Below are 14,990 nucleotides of genomic sequence, written 5' to 3'. Positions count from 1 at the left end.
TAAACTGTAGCTCTGCCCATAGTTACATTGCTAAAATCAGCAGCAGTCATTACCTGTCCTTTACCGACATTCAGAAATTACTTTTATTTGGGTAAAGCAATGCAATATTGTATCGTTCCATATCATGTTTATCTTTAAATGCTATCGATAAATTATCATATGAAGCCTTCATTTCTCTTGCAGAAATATAAGAAGGATTGAAAGTATACTCTGCAAATAAATGCTCAAGAATAAGTGTCCCGTTAGCCATGATATTAAAATATCTGCCATTTTTAAAAAATGACGTTTGTTATGATTATCTATATTTTCTTTCACAATCATATGTTTATTATTAAATGTAATATTTATAGATGAATTACCATACACAGCTTTAGCATTCCATAAGGAAGCTTTATAGAAGTACATCTTTTTCAAGTAAACATTCCAATGTCCTTTGTGTCTCCTCCATTAGAAAGAAAAACTTCTAATTTTTCTTTTAAATTGAAATTATAAAATTTTTTTAAAATTACATTTACACTGATATATTCTTGGTGTTCAGTCACATCGCAGAAGAAAATTTCACGAGTCAAAAATCTCATCTTACATGGTATCATTTTTATTAATTTCTTTTAAGGTTACTCATTTGAAAACTCCTAAAGATTAATAAAGTTTATAATAGTATTCTCATTTTACATTATATTTTAGAATAAGAAAATTATAAAAGAGTTTAAGTAGCTTGAGAGCTACTTAAACTCTTTTAGATGGATAAATTCTTCTAGTTTTTCTATATTACTTTCCCATAAAAAATGTGATTTTAAGAGTTCTTTCGAATTCTCTCTTAGAATCAATTCAAGCTCCTTATTACTTTTCACTTCCATGATGGCATCTACTAGATCATAGACTGTTGCTTTCTCTTTAGCGTAGCCAATATGATACTCATTAATTAAATCACTCGTGTAACCGCCTAAATTCGTCACTACAGGGACGCCTGACGCAATTCCGTCAATTACTTTACCTGGCAGTACATTTAGGAATACCTCGCTGTCTTTTAGTATAGACAGCTGAATATTTGAATTACGTATTTCAACCAGACACTCTTCTCTCGTCTTCTCTTCTTCGAAAGTAATATATTCAAAGTTATTATACTCAATATACGATTGGAATAAATGAGCGTTCATTCCGTAACCGATGATTTTAAAGTTAATTTTATTTTCTTCAAGTTTGTGTGCCATTTCCTGAAGTTTTTCATAGCTTTGTGCAAAGCCAATATTACCGGTGTAAATAACCTGAAATTCATCAGGAACATCTTCAAACCCAATTTCTTTTTCAGTAAATGCATTCGGTAAAAATAATATAGGCTTCTTTTTTATCATCCGGTTTATGTATTTTCTAAACCCTTCATTGTTAATAACAATTTTATCCGATTGCTTGTAGAGCATTTTTTCCATGAATTTTAAGATCGGGAAGAATAAGTCGATATTCATTTTCTCAACATCACGGACACTGTCCGGCCAAAGGTCCCGCACTTCTAAAATACGTTGGACGCCTTTACTTCTCTTTTGGAAAAAGGCAGCCCACGGAAGAAATATGTTAGGTGACGTGACATAAACAGCATCGTACATATGCTGATATTTTTTCACATACACTCGTACCTTGTAAGCAAGTTCAAAATAATATAATAAACGGAATGCCATCGATTTACTTTGCTTATCCGTTCTCATTTTAAGTCTCATTATATTTTTCGAATGATTTATCTGGTCATTGCTCCAGTATTTATCTTCATCATACATCTTTGCATTCGGGTACGATGGATTTGTCGTCAGCACTTCAACGTCATGCTTTTTAGACAGCTGGATATATAAGTTTTTTAATCTGTTCGCACCGGAACCGATTTCCGGATAAAAATTCTGTGTGATTAATAATATTTTCATAAGTCACCTTAACTTTTACAAAGATAAAGGCTAAACAATTAAGTTCAGCCTTTCTTAATAACTACTATAGATTTTTATATCACGATTCAATATGATTATATAATGATAACATAAAAGATTAATTAGATAGTATGACCTTTTTATTTTACTTATTCAATGTAAATTAAAATAATTTTAATTTAAAAGAACGTTTAACATTCATAGTATCATTTATCAATTTCACAGTATCTTCTTGTCCCAATGGATTATGTCCCGCTTTTTTATTATGGTAAAGTAATGTTTTTGTCTGTTGCAAATTCAGTTTACTCTTCGTGAACTTTTGCATATAAGGAAAATAGTGCTTTTTCATATCAGGACCACATAGTCTATTTTGTACATATAAAATATTGGGAGTATAATCATAGTATTTAAAAGCTTCTATAACATCTAGTCTATGAGCATAATTTTCATAAGCATATTCGATACTCCCATATATTTTTTCAATTAATGGTTTAGAAGCACTCTCTGCATAATTCTTTACATCTGTCTGTGGATTATTAACAATAGCACTAGAGTCACTATGCATTGCTGATAAAACCATAGACATAAATCCACCCGCAGAAGAGCCATAATAATAAACATCGTTATCTTTTATTTCTAATCTTTTTGATAAAGTTTTGATAATTTCACTATATATTTCTAAAGCAAACTCTTCTTTGATTCCCTGTCCCCAACCAATTCTAAGTTTATCTTTATGAATTGTCGGGTCATCTAGAAATATATGTGAAGCATCAAAATCATCTGACCACTTATGTCTCATATAAACGGGCGGTTTACTTCTTTTAGGATCAATTGCACCATTTGATAACACAAGTAACTTTGAAGTGAATCTTTTTAACCTTACTAGAAAACAATATGTTAAATTATCACTTGTATAATGTATTTCTGTTTTTTTATTAAATCTAATTTTTATTTTTTCAAGCTCACTTATACTATTAATTTTTATTATATCCATATAATCCCACCATAATTCGTATTGCTAACATTTTATAATCAAACTAGCTAAAACACTAATCAATTTATAACATTATTACTTTAAAATATATTTAATTGCAATAAAACACTATAAACAAAAAGACCAAATAATGAAACAATTGGAATATATCGTAGTAATGGTCTCCGATACTTTTTAATTTTAATATCATTACTTCTTTCCTGCTGCTTTGCAAGCATTTCCTTCTTATAATCGAGTTGATCTTGTTTGGACATTTTCTGAAATTTTGTGATAAACCGTGCATACTCGTTAGCGATGGGGACACACTTGCCGTAATCAATCATCTCACCATAATGGATCCACATTGCTTTATTACACATTCTGCCAACCTGTTTTGCTGAATGGGAAACAAAAAATATTGTTTTCCCTTCTTTTTGAAACTGTTTTATTTTTTCAATACATTTATTAGAAAAAGTTTCATCTCCAACCGATAAAGCTTCATCTACGATTAGCACATCAGGATCTGTATGAATTGCAATGGCAAAACCTAGGCGTGATTTCATACCGCTGGAATATGATTTTATCGGTTGATTTATAAAGTCATCTAGTTCACTGAATTCTAAAATATCATCGTAACGTTCATCTATTTGTTTTTCAGAAAGTCCGTGCATTAAACATTTCTTCTTAATGTTTTCCACACCTGTTAATTCCTGATCCAAACCAGCATTAATCGCAATCATTGAACTGGTACCATTAATAGTAATTTTACCCTCGCTAGGTACTGTAGCCTCACCAAGTAAATCGGATAATGTTGATTTACCTGATCCGTTCAAACCGACTATACCTACTGAGTCACCCGGTTCCACTTCAAATGATATGTCCCTTAATGCATAAAATGGTTTTTCTTTATAAAAGTACCCGAACGTAAATAATGACAGCAATTTGTCCTTACGGCTTCTGTTCATATCATATATTTTTGAAATATTTTCGACCTTAACTTTATAAGTCATATTTAACCTTCTCTCAATTACTTAATCCATTATAAATATTAAGTAACTCTTCTTTTTCATTTTCCCAGTTATATTTATACTTCGCACTTTTGCAATTCATGCTTAATTCATCTCTAAGATCAGGGTTATCAATTAATCTCTGAGTAGCTAAAGCAATACTTTCAGGTTTATCTGCTTCTACAGTTATACCTATATTCTCTTCGTCTACAACACGTTTTATTTCAGGGAAATCACAGCTGATGACTGGAACTTCTGCCATGATATACTCAAAAAGCTTATTAGAAGATGCTGAGTAATGATTATAACTTGTATTTTGCAGTACCTGATATCCTATATAAGCTTGTTTCGTATATGAAGGCAGTTGATCTAACGGAACTTTAGGAAGAAACTTAACTTTATCTTCCAATTCCTTTCTAACTGTTGCCTCTATCAGCTCTTCTTTCAGCTTGCCATCACCAATTATAACAAGTACTCCATTTTCAATATAATCCATCACCTGGATTAATACATCGAGTCCTCTGCCATACTGAACTCCGCCTTGATACAGTAATATTTTTTTTGAACGTTCGATATTAAGCATTTCATATAAATCGACGTCAGGAACCTTGTCTATATCATACAGTGCTGAATAATTGTGAAGTGTTTTTGGCAGATAACCATATAACTCTTCATGTTTTTTGCACGTGTTTTGTTCTCAACAATTGTTTCATCTGCAAATTTAATCAAACTTTTTTCTACTAATTTTAGTGTCCGGGTTATAGCCTGTCCGGTCAGTTTGAACTTCATGAGAGTCATAAACAAGTTTACTGTCATGAATTATCGTACAAATGACACCTTGAGCCAAAGTGTTTAAATCATTGGAATGATAAATGTCTGCTCTTTTCTCAAGACCTTTCCCAATCATTTTTAAACTTCGAATCAATTTCACTGTGTTTTGTCTCAGCTTATTATTTTTAAGGTTACTGCAGTTGCAATTAATCCGCTTAACATCACTAACAAGCTTTTTAGAGTATTTGAATAAAATCGGTGACATTACTGCCGTCACTCCAGCAGTCACACTACTGTCACTCTTTCTTTCTTTTAAAATAATACTCGAGTGCAGCAGGGTACATTGGCACACGATGCACCTTAAAGTTCTCATTGATTACCTCATATGGAACTGCTTCGGGTATTTTTTTATTTGCAATCGCAATTAAATTTACATCATAGCCATTTTCACTTAATGTAAGACACTCTCTCATTACCCGTGCATCGTTCGTAAAATGGTTCCATACAAACACTGTGACTTTTTTCATTATTCATCACCTATATATTTATAAAAATCTCTTCACCATTTACAGATATTTGTAGTGCAGATTCATTTATGTCTGTCACCTGTATATTTAGAGAGTCATCCATACTGATTATTGTTTTAAATACATAATCACTGTTACTATTAACAGCTGCTGAAAACCTCAGCTGTTTTGTTTCTACTGCTTTACCATAACCTGAAGTTACAATAGATTGTACTGGTTCAGTCTGTGAGGGTAAAACATCAATTTTTTCTTTAATATCCTGTAATTGAGTAAATGTTACAATATTTCCGGATTTAGTTTTAATTTTTGCAGTGCTGGCTTCATAATTTACAATTTCAATCTGTGGTGACAAGTTAAAATTTTGATATATATTTGATTCTACTTCACTTTGTGCCGAATCCAGCAATATCACAACTGGATAATTCTTTAACGCAATTAATCTGCGGGATAGTTTTGAGCTTTCAAAGCTGTGGTTCTTCCCTTCAACAAAAGTATACTTTTTATTATCAAAGTATTTTGTTATCTGCACTTTTCTGGAGAATCTATTATCATTATCCAATTTATAATCTTCTTTATCAAAGAACAGGGTACTGTGAGCCTGGGGCGACATAATGTAACGTCTTCTTATATCACCGCCATAGCTGAACTTTCCGGAGTCTACAAGAATGTCATCTCCTTTATAGAACAGAGTCATGCTTAGATCATCTCTGTGTTGTGTGTGACTGTTGAATAACCTGCTGTAAATGAAGTATAAAAATCTTCGCTCTGAATTACAGTCAGACCAAGCTCATCATCGGAGAAATTTTTAAATACTTTTTTCTCCCTAAAGCACTGTTACCCGAGTCTCCTAATGCAGGCAGACGTTTGTCCGGTCTAGAAATAACTGGTAAAAACTCAAGAGCAACGTTCAATTTTTTGTTTATTATTTCACCAAATGTCTGTTCATGCTTATTTAAATATTCTTCCATCTCCTGATACATTTTCACTACCATCCTGTGATAGTCAGGAGAGTTTTCTAAATGCCCCCCTTTAGAACTGAAAGAATACCAGAATGTTTCTTTTGCTCTTCTGTAACCTGTATTGAATAATTCGCGATTATCAAGAATATTTCCGAGAATCATTAATGATCTGTCCATCATTAATGAATGATTATTATACTTATAATTCTTATCATCCATTAAGAATTCCCCATGTTTTTTCAGGAGATTGAAGTATTTTTTTTCATCGACCTCTAAAATATTTTTGAGAGATAGAGAAAATAATAATATTTTGAACTCTGTTGGCTGCAGGATGATCATACCAGAGCATTTCATTCTTCTGTTTTGATTCCATAAAGTCAACCCAGGATTCTATAAACATTTTTGCTTTTTCTAAATACTGAACATCTTTTGTATTATCATACTCCAGCAGCAAACTGCTGACAAATCGCAATGAATGTATATAAACTGGTAGCTTTTCCCATAACTTTTATTTGTTGCATTCCAGTTATGACCATTATTGAAATCAGTTTTTGCAAAGTTTGGAAATGGAATAATGAAATTATCCATAGCAGAATCCGCTATTAATTTAGTGTTTTTGTCGTATTCAAGAAGTTTAATAAAATCATATTCTTCTATTGAATCGATAAAATTAACGCTGTCTTCTCTTTTTAATAACCTGGCAAAAATATTTGTCATGAAATTCATTCCTTATAATTCACTTCGTTTTTCAATGCCTTGATACTTTCCAATAAATCATTGTCTTCAACTTTTTCATAGTTATCATATAAACTGTAAATATCTAAAAATCTTGTAATAGCTTCATGACGTTCTTCCCGTTTGATACGATCAATTCTTGATAAATACCATCCTTTAATATAGAAATTGAATCTTTCATTAAGGTAAGTTTCAAGTAATTTGTGTTCTTTAAGGAATGGTATTCTTTCAATTTCAAGTTTGTAATATTTATCAAAGAATTTCTTCCCTATAGTATTAGTAACTGAACCACTCACCGCTGCGTAATACATATGAACAAAAGTTTCAACTGCAATTGCATTGCGGCAGTTTAAAATCAGTTCCTGGAAGAATACAGTATCCTGTCCCGCTGCGCCTTCAACCATTTCTATATTGTTATCCTGAATAATATTAGTTTTAACAATAAGTGCCTGAATACTTTGGGCACGGAGCCCGGAATCTTTCATAAATTGATGTGTATCATCAATTAGAAGATTTTTATTATTGAATTTTTTAACAGTACCGGAATATTTGAATGTAGCCCGGCGTTTATTATCTTCTTTCATAATATTACCAACAGCCATATCAAGATCCGGATTTTCAAGCAGCTTATTCAGTAAATCTGCATAACCATCACCCGATGCTTCATTATCCGGATCTAGATAAGTTAGATAAGGTGTCTTAACCATTTTAGCGCCTTCATTCCTTGGCCTTGATGCACTCCCTGACCCTTCCGGGTACTCTACATAGACAATGTCCGGATACCTGCGTCTTAATCTGTTGATAATACTTATAGTCTCCAAATCAGTGCTTCCATCATTTATAAAAATGATTTCCATTTTATCAAAAATAGATGATCTCGTTAGACTTCTAAAACACTTATCTTCAAGATATCTTCCGTTATTATGAATCGGCACGATAACAGAAACCAATTTCTCAGTGCTTATAGTTTCCGGAAGATTAGTTAGTATTTCTGTCATTGGGATTGCATAACCATTTTCTGAATCTGTCTTAAAACTTCTATTTAAAATACTTGCATCGAACATTGTCAAATTCAGATTTTCATAACTATTAGAGTAGTCATGCAACTTGGAATTTTGCTTAGTGACAAAATCCACATCAGTATATACGAAGGCCGACAGTAAATCCTCAAGATGATACTCTTCATAAATAAATTCTTCACTGAAGTATGTTATAAAGTTATAATCCCCGGGATGTACTCCAGTCAATTCACTTTCACTGATTAAGGTTTTATTATTATACATTTGTCTGTCGAATGAATCCTGTATTTTAGCTGTGATTCCTGAAGCAACAACTAAAATTTTCTTTTCTTCAATATTCGACTTCATTCCGAAGTTCTCCGCGAATTGAGAAATACGGTGGAAGCCAGTTTCGTTAAGCATAACCTGTCTGATTCCTTTTGCTCTCATGTCTTCATATTCTCGTTCAGAGTGATTACTAAGCATGGATTTCACATCAGCTTTTGTATTCACAATAAATAAATTCGGAAATTTATTATTGACCCCCATACTGTAATTAGTAAGCATAAGATTTCCCATTGCCTGCAATTCAAACACCCTGTTGGCAAACATTGTTTCAGAGTACTTCACAGAGTTGACGTTAATTGCCCACGGAATTAATCTGTGAGTGTCCATCAGGTCATTATGTTCCATAGGATAGGTTAGGTTTTCAATGTACCTTTTTGGAAACTGATATCTCGTCTTTCTCAGTTCCAGATTTCTGTCCACGATAGTTAAATCGAAACCATTTTCCTTAACACCATCAAACATTCTTGCGGATTCGTTATTTCTTACCGGATACTTTTCTGTCCAGCTGCCTGCAAATAGGACGTGGTCTTTGTTTTGGATTGCTATTTGTGTTCTGCTGCCTACTGGATTATGATATTTCGGATTTACACCGAATTCCATAACGTGAACGTGTTCGTTATTACAGTATTGTTTATACTTATCCACCATTTCCACTGCACTTGTATAAATCACATCACATTCTTTGGCAACATCTTTAAATAGGTGGTAATTTACAGGATCTTCTTTAGAGTAAAAAGCTGTTGGCACTCCGGACTTTTTCAATTTAGAAATCATTCCCATAAGTATTTCACGTTTATCACTTCGTGGTGACGCAACCTGAGCCCAGCTGCCGTCAATCCCTCTCCAGGAACTGACTACAATTACAAAATCAAAATTACTATTTTCAATATCACTGTCTGCCGAAATATACTTTATATTTGCTGAATCTTTGTAAGCATTATATACAAACTCATCACAAATAATTCCGATATTATAATCTAGTTTCTTATAAAACCGGGAACCGTTGCTCTTGCTAATTTCAGGAAAATGAGTTTCAAGTTCTTCTAAGAAATCTGTCTTGCCATTTTGTTCAAATTCTTCGTAATATTGTACTGTGAGTTATACATTTTTTCATTGCTTAAATGTTCGAGTGCTCTGAAGTAATCTTCATCTAGAAGATTGACATAGTGCTTAAGACGTTCTACTTTATCCAGGTCATCGAACCCTTTAATTATTTCTGTATCTTTTACTAATTCAGTTTCTTTTTCAGTGAAGTTCTTACCCACTATTTCCCTCTCCTTTCCCAAATCGCGATTTGAATTTTACCAAGCTTTGAATTCCTCAGATTATTATATAAATGTTCTACGCGATCGATACGGGTTTCGTACTTTTCAATATTTTTTTCTAGTTCAATTTGTTTTTAAAAGAGATTCAATAATGCTTTTAGTTTTCTTCCGCTCGTTTGTCTGCAGCTGAATAAAATTTTCTTGCAATGGACCGCTGTATTTTTCCAGATGGCTTGTGCTATAGTCCAACTCATCTAAATTTACCCATGAAGTTTGATTTCCAGTAGATAATTTAGCTAAATTTAATTCAGGAAACACAAGTGTTACTGTTGCTTTCATTGTCTCTGCAACTGGCTCCTGATCAATAACCAGGTTAGAATCTCTGTAAAGCTGCACGCTGTCATCCAGAGTTATATAATCAAGAGTATCGACTCCTCTAATAATATCTTTGGGGTAAACAAAGCCCTGGAACTTCCCTTTTAAATAAATCATTTCGAGCTGTTTACTTTCTATTTCTATAAATGATTTAGATGTTAGCAACCTGCCTTTTAATGATAAAACTAAGTCTTTATTAATATTTATTTCCCTATTAAATGCAGGTGTTGTGAATTTATCAAAATCAATCTTCACAGATTCAAGTTTCTTTGGGTGTATAAAGATAGAATTCTCCAGTGCTGTCCAACCGATGATATTAGCACCGAACTCTATCAGACCATAAAATTCTCCATCTATCTCACGTAATCCTAAAACACGTACAACCTGATTATTTAAATTCCCCAATGTACGTTCACTTGAATTAATATCGAACTCATTATATATATTCTGGTTTATTTTCCTGTACTAATATTTCAAAAAGTTGCGGTGTTTTGATGTATTCTTTCAGTTTATTTACTAATTCAATATTCATGAAAATACTCCTCTTATAAATAATCTACCAGTTTATTTTTAAATCTATAGTGGATGTGAACTCCGATGTAGATTAATATTATCGTTAATGACCAAAAATATAAGTGATCTGCCATCTCACCATAGAGCGGCCCACCTTCAAAAACCATCGCATATCTGTAATTCATAAGCAGATAGGCAAATGGATTGAGCGAAGCCATTATCTGCAGTATCTCATTAGCTTCTGATAATGACCAGAATATCGGTGTCATGAAGAAAAACATTCTAATAACATTTTGCAGTATTTTTCATATCTCTGATAATAATTATGAGTGATGACATGATTAACGAAATACCAAAAATTATTGCAGAACTTGCAAATATGAAATATAACAGCGCTAAATAATGCACCGGTTCTGAGTATCCATTCCACAAGCTGATTGCCATTACAATAGTTGTAACTAGCAGCAGATTAAATAGCCCATTCAAAATTGCAGTGGATAGTAAAACACTCGCTGGGAACTTCATCTTCGTCACTAATGAAAGCTGACTTTGAATAGCATTTGAAGCACCATTAATACCTTGTTGAATATAAAGCCATGGGAACAGACCTGAAATCAGATAGACAAGGAATGGTATGCCTTCTACATCTCCTCTATCTCCACGCAAGCCTAAACCAAATACGATGAAATATATTAGAACCTGTAAAAGTGGTTGAAGTATATTCCAAAATGCACCTAAATAATGATTAGCATATTGACTTTTAATATTATAAATAGAAAGTTTCCATATTAAATGTCTGTGATGCCATTGTTCCTTAAAAAATTCTATAATTTTCAGCATAGTTTTCCTCAATTCAATTTTTCACTTAATTACATATGCAGTAAAATATTGTTACGTGAACAATAAAAAACCAATAATCATTATATTTTCTGTTAAGACTTCTATTAAATATAAAAAGTGTTACCTGCAAAACATGATAACACTTAGATCTCATAGTAAATATTATTCAATATCTGTTTCTCATTATCCCAGTTATACTTATGTTTTGCTCTTTGAGTATTCTTCTTAAAATAATTACTTTTACCTTCATCATCAATTAATTTCTGAATAGCCTGCTGTAACTCTGTTGTATTCGACTCTTCAACTGTTAAACCGACTTTCTCTTCTTCGATTACTTTTTTGATTTCAGGCAAATCAGATCCAATTACAGGAACGTGAGCCATTAGATATTCAAATAGCTTATTAGAAGAAGCAGAGTAATGATTAAAATTCGTATTCTCTAAAAACTGTATACCAATATCTGCAGATTTTGTATAACTTCTCAGTTCTTTATAAGGTACTCTGTCTATAAATATCACTTTGTTTTCAAGTTCTAATTCACTATGATAATCTATCAGATTTTGACGTTCTTTTCCATCACCAAGCATAATTAACTTTCCATTAATATTTTTAAACGCATCAAGCAGTTTAAACAGTCCTCGGCCTTCCTGCATTCCTCCCTGATACAGCACAATTTTTGTACTTTCAGGAATATTATATTCTCCCTTATCGGGAATGCTTTAACTTCATCAATATTATATAGTTCAGAGTAGTTATGTATCGGAGTTGGACGGATACCATATAAATCATTATGATAGTTTGCCCGTGTGTCATTCTCTACAATTACTTCATCAACAAAGTTCAGTAAAAACTTTTCTATTTTATATATCTTGTCAAAACTGTAGTGCGTTCTGCTCGTCTGGACTTCATGGGAGTCTATATTAATGGCTTTCTGTTTACACGCAATTTTGCACTCACAATGCCTTGTATTAGAGTATTTAAATCATGTGCATGGTAACGTCTGTATCATACTTTCGTCCAAGCATTATCATTTTGAACATTAACAGCATGTTTGGTATATGCTTGATTAAAATAGATGACTTAATTTTATCAGTTATCTTTTGCGGTAATTCGATCTTTAAAGGTCTATTTACAAACACTCTTCCTCTAACTTCCTCACTGGAAGAAAGATGCATTTCAGACAATTCTTTCTTAGCGATTATAGTTACTGTATAATCTAAATCAGTTAACGCCGTAGCTTCTCTCAGTACTCTTGCATCATTCACAAAATTATTCCATACGAACATCGTTATCTTTTTCATTTGCAACCCTCTATATTTTAATATATTGTTTTAAATTATGTCTTATTAACATTATAATAGAAGTTAGTGTATTTTAAAATCTAAACAAGAAATGGGTCTATAACATTGATGAAGAAAATAATTTGGACAGTTGTAATTGTCCTGCTGCTAATATTGATTGGCGCCGGGATTTATATTTACAGTCTTTATAATACTTTTGATGAAGTGTCAGCAGTTCGTATGAACCTACAGACAGAGAAAAATCTGACTTGCGGGAAGAAGATGCTAACGTTGAAGACAGTTTCACAGTTCTGATTTTGGTACGGATGAGAACGAATCACGTGCTGAAAAAGAAAATTTAGGCGGCGACGATTTCCGTACCGACAGTATGATACTCGCAACTTTGATAAAACAACGATGATGTAAAATTAGTCAATATTCCAAGGGATACACTTGCATATATAGAAATGAAGAGTATTTTGACAAAATTAATCATGCACACATGTATGGTGGTCCTTCTGCTTCAATGAATTCTGTAGAAAAGCTTTTAAATGTACCTGTGGATTACTATGTACGTATTAATATGGCAGGTGTTGTAGATATCGTCGATTCCGTAGGTGGAGTTGAATTCGATGTTCCTTTTGAGATGAATGAGCCTAATCAGCATGACAAGGGGCGTGTTGAACTCGAAGCTGGCGTGCAGGAACTAAACGGTGAAGAAGCTCTTGCAGTAGTAAGAAGCAGACGTGTAGATTCAGATTTAGGCCGCGGAAACAGACAAATGGAGCTTGTTGAAGCAGTGCTTAGCAAAGTTAAATCATCCGGCGGTTTAAGAAATAGATGATTGTTAAAAGTGGAGCAGATAACACAAGACAGAAACTTTACATCGAAAGATATCCGCCAGCTTGCTTACTACTGCTTTTAATAATATTTCATTCGATTCAACACAATTAAGAGGCAGTGACTATTGGAATCAAGGTAATGGAGCATATTTCTACAGAGCAGATGATGAACACTTATTTGTTCTGTCAAACACAATCCGCGATATACTGGAAATAGAACCTTCTGAACCTTTTGATTTACTGCAGCTAAGATTAGGCGATTATCTTGTTCCTTACGAATATCTGGATGAGTATATGCTGACTGAACATCAGCCGGAAAGTATTCCATTTTTTGCTGAAGAAGGATACGAAAGTCCTTACGGCGACGGTTTTGAAACTGAACAATTTGATTATGAAGAATCAGATATTGAAGGTGAAGATGATCTAGAAGATACTACAGACGGTGACTTCAACCAGGATAATCAGACACCTCAAAATGAAGGTACTAATGAGCAATCACAAGAAGAAAATTATAATAATGGCGGCACTTACGATGATGGTACAAACACTCAGCAGGACGGTTATTATGATGATGGTACAAATAATCAACAAGATGATGGCTACTATGATGATGGTACAGAAACGCAAGATGAATACTATGAAGGCAGCAATAGCAATTCACCTAATAACGGTTACTATTATTAATTAAGTGGAGGTGGCTGTTTTGAGAAAATCATATGACAAAGTGACTAATATTCATGAAATGATGGATAATCTGGAAGATCTGATTAAAAACAGCAATCAGCCCAAGATTGAAAATGAATTTTTTATATGAATCACGAGCATAAAGAGTTATATTTATCTCTAAGAAGCTATTTTTCAGAATCACAGAATAATCCATCTGTCGATGCAGCATGTTACATTACTGCAATTCCTGAAATATATGAAGTTGTAAATATTTTCGACTATATTTTTCCGCTGGACTGGATTCAAAAAGACGGCAAATTATCAGATGAGTTTAAAAAGTTAAAACCCCATATCCAATATATTGCACTGGCAGCAGCAGAAGCTAGCAACATTAGATTTAATACCCGCCCTGCTTTGTCTCTCGGTATGGATTACTGGAATATCGAACAGCTCAAAGTGTTTTGGCAGTATACGATTATACGAAGAAAAAATGCGATGTAGGTGATGAAATGGAACTTAAAATAACTGATGATCAAAAGTACTACAATCAATGTCTCGAAATTAGAAAAGAAGTTTTTGTAGAAGAACAGAATGTACCGCTGGAAATGGAAGTAGACGAGTTCGAAAAAGAAGCAGTTAATATTCTACTTACGCTTGATGAACGTCCAATCGGCACAGTCAGATACCGTGATGTCGGCGAAGGCTTAATCAAGGTTGAGCGCATGGCTGTAAGAAAAATTGCCAGAGGCTTGCACCTCGGACAGACTCTTATGAACTTCGTTCATATTCATGCTGAAGAGAATGGTTACACACGTGCAAAGCTCGGCGCACAGGTTCATGCTATTAAATTTTATGAGAAACTGGGTTACCATGTCGCGTCTGATGAATTTGATGATGCAGGTATACCGCATAAATATATGGAGAAAGAACTATAAAGGTCTCATATAAGAGACCTTTTTTTGAGGTTAAATATTTCTTTCT

21 protein-coding genes are annotated in these 14,990 nt (G+C 33.2%); 4 read left to right on the top strand and 17 right to left on the bottom strand.

The features are described from left to right. Window positions 1–70 precede the first annotated feature (70 nt). The 17 genes from G4D76_RS12725 to G4D76_RS17180 form a co-directional block, all read right to left on the bottom strand. Window positions 71–250, bottom strand: a complete 180-nt coding sequence (locus G4D76_RS12725; protein ID WP_213810080.1) for a hypothetical protein — start codon at window positions 248–250, stop codon at window positions 71–73. A 472-nt stretch (window positions 251–722) separates the two neighbouring features. Then, window positions 723–1,910: a glycosyltransferase family 4 protein gene (locus G4D76_RS12720; RefSeq protein ID WP_213810079.1), complete on the bottom strand. Its 1,188-nt coding sequence runs from the start codon at window positions 1,908–1,910 to the stop codon at window positions 723–725. Window positions 1,911–2,073: 163 nt separating this feature from the next. Continuing rightward, the gene (locus G4D76_RS12715; RefSeq protein WP_213810078.1) at window positions 2,074–2,904 is read right to left on the bottom strand and encodes a prolyl oligopeptidase family serine peptidase; all 831 of its coding nucleotides are present in this window, start codon (window positions 2,902–2,904) and stop codon (window positions 2,074–2,076) included. A gap of 80 nt (window positions 2,905–2,984) precedes the next feature. Beyond that, window positions 2,985–3,893: an ABC transporter ATP-binding protein gene (locus G4D76_RS12710; RefSeq protein ID WP_213810077.1), complete on the bottom strand. Its 909-nt coding sequence runs from the start codon at window positions 3,891–3,893 to the stop codon at window positions 2,985–2,987. Window positions 3,894–3,906: 13 nt separating this feature from the next. Continuing rightward, a complete protein-coding gene (locus G4D76_RS17205; RefSeq protein WP_371814500.1) occupies window positions 3,907–4,473 on the bottom strand; it encodes a glycosyltransferase in 567 nt (188 codons plus the stop codon). A 138-nt stretch (window positions 4,474–4,611) separates the two neighbouring features. Next, window positions 4,612–4,926, bottom strand: coding sequence for a hypothetical protein (locus G4D76_RS17200; protein ID WP_371814499.1), 315 nt, complete (start codon window positions 4,924–4,926; stop codon window positions 4,612–4,614). A 31-nt stretch (window positions 4,927–4,957) separates the two neighbouring features. Further along, a complete protein-coding gene (locus G4D76_RS17195; RefSeq protein WP_371814498.1) occupies window positions 4,958–5,188 on the bottom strand; it encodes a hypothetical protein in 231 nt (76 codons plus the stop codon). A 10-nt stretch (window positions 5,189–5,198) separates the two neighbouring features. Then, the gene (locus G4D76_RS12700; protein WP_256440593.1) at window positions 5,199–5,933 is read right to left on the bottom strand and encodes a heparinase II/III domain-containing protein; all 735 of its coding nucleotides are present in this window, start codon (window positions 5,931–5,933) and stop codon (window positions 5,199–5,201) included. A 31-nt stretch (window positions 5,934–5,964) separates the two neighbouring features. Further along, window positions 5,965–6,501 (bottom strand): heparinase II/III family protein, encoded by a 537-nt coding sequence (locus G4D76_RS12695; protein ID WP_371814700.1) that lies wholly within the window; start codon window positions 6,499–6,501, stop codon window positions 5,965–5,967. A gap of 57 nt (window positions 6,502–6,558) precedes the next feature. Then, window positions 6,559–6,864, bottom strand: a complete 306-nt coding sequence (locus tag G4D76_RS12690; RefSeq protein WP_213810074.1) for a hypothetical protein — start codon at window positions 6,862–6,864, stop codon at window positions 6,559–6,561. Between the two features lie 5 nt (window positions 6,865–6,869). Then, window positions 6,870–8,990 (bottom strand): glycosyltransferase, encoded by a 2,121-nt coding sequence (locus G4D76_RS12685; RefSeq protein WP_250129997.1) that lies wholly within the window; start codon window positions 8,988–8,990, stop codon window positions 6,870–6,872. Between the two features lie 281 nt (window positions 8,991–9,271). Continuing rightward, on the bottom strand, window positions 9,272–9,493 hold the full coding sequence (locus tag G4D76_RS15500) for a hypothetical protein (protein WP_250129996.1): 222 nt from the start codon (window positions 9,491–9,493) through the stop codon (window positions 9,272–9,274). Window positions 9,494–9,616: 123 nt separating this feature from the next. Further along, window positions 9,617–10,273, bottom strand: a complete 657-nt coding sequence (locus G4D76_RS12680; RefSeq protein WP_213810073.1) for a hypothetical protein — start codon at window positions 10,271–10,273, stop codon at window positions 9,617–9,619. A gap of 140 nt (window positions 10,274–10,413) precedes the next feature. Further along, window positions 10,414–10,650: a hypothetical protein gene (locus tag G4D76_RS17190; RefSeq protein ID WP_371814497.1), complete on the bottom strand. Its 237-nt coding sequence runs from the start codon at window positions 10,648–10,650 to the stop codon at window positions 10,414–10,416. A gap of 13 nt (window positions 10,651–10,663) precedes the next feature. Beyond that, window positions 10,664–11,221 (bottom strand): ABC transporter permease, encoded by a 558-nt coding sequence (locus G4D76_RS12675; protein WP_371814496.1) that lies wholly within the window; start codon window positions 11,219–11,221, stop codon window positions 10,664–10,666. Between the two features lie 143 nt (window positions 11,222–11,364). Then, a complete protein-coding gene (locus G4D76_RS17185) occupies window positions 11,365–11,937 on the bottom strand; it encodes a glycosyltransferase (RefSeq protein ID WP_371814699.1) in 573 nt (190 codons plus the stop codon). A 261-nt stretch (window positions 11,938–12,198) separates the two neighbouring features. Further along, the gene (locus G4D76_RS17180) at window positions 12,199–12,522 is read right to left on the bottom strand and encodes a hypothetical protein (protein WP_371814495.1); all 324 of its coding nucleotides are present in this window, start codon (window positions 12,520–12,522) and stop codon (window positions 12,199–12,201) included. A gap of 505 nt (window positions 12,523–13,027) precedes the next feature. Between G4D76_RS17180 and G4D76_RS12665 the strand changes: the two genes are divergently transcribed. The 4 genes from G4D76_RS12665 to G4D76_RS12650 all read left to right on the top strand — a co-directional run bounded on the left by G4D76_RS12665 (window position 13,028) and on the right by G4D76_RS12650 (window position 14,944). Beyond that, window positions 13,028–13,345, top strand: a complete 318-nt coding sequence (locus G4D76_RS12665) for an LCP family protein (protein WP_250129995.1) — start codon at window positions 13,028–13,030, stop codon at window positions 13,343–13,345. A 61-nt stretch (window positions 13,346–13,406) separates the two neighbouring features. Then, complete coding sequence (locus G4D76_RS12660) at window positions 13,407–14,027, top strand: hypothetical protein (RefSeq protein WP_213810071.1); 621 nt, start codon at window positions 13,407–13,409, stop codon at window positions 14,025–14,027. Window positions 14,028–14,153: 126 nt separating this feature from the next. Continuing rightward, entirely contained in the window at window positions 14,154–14,510 is a 357-nt protein-coding gene (locus tag G4D76_RS12655; protein ID WP_250129994.1) for a DUF2538 family protein, read from the top strand. Window positions 14,511–14,518: 8 nt separating this feature from the next. Then, on the top strand, window positions 14,519–14,944 hold the full coding sequence (locus G4D76_RS12650) for a GNAT family N-acetyltransferase (RefSeq protein WP_213810070.1): 426 nt from the start codon (window positions 14,519–14,521) through the stop codon (window positions 14,942–14,944). Window positions 14,945–14,990: the final 46 nt, after the last annotated feature.

Origin of the sequence: Jeotgalicoccus sp. WY2 (genome assembly GCF_018437745.1) — a bacterium.
Taxonomy (GTDB): Bacteria; Bacillota; Bacilli; order Staphylococcales; family Salinicoccaceae; genus Jeotgalicoccus; species Jeotgalicoccus psychrophilus.
Note: the sequence above shows the minus strand (reverse complement) of the source record. Positions and strands in the feature narration are given on the sequence as shown.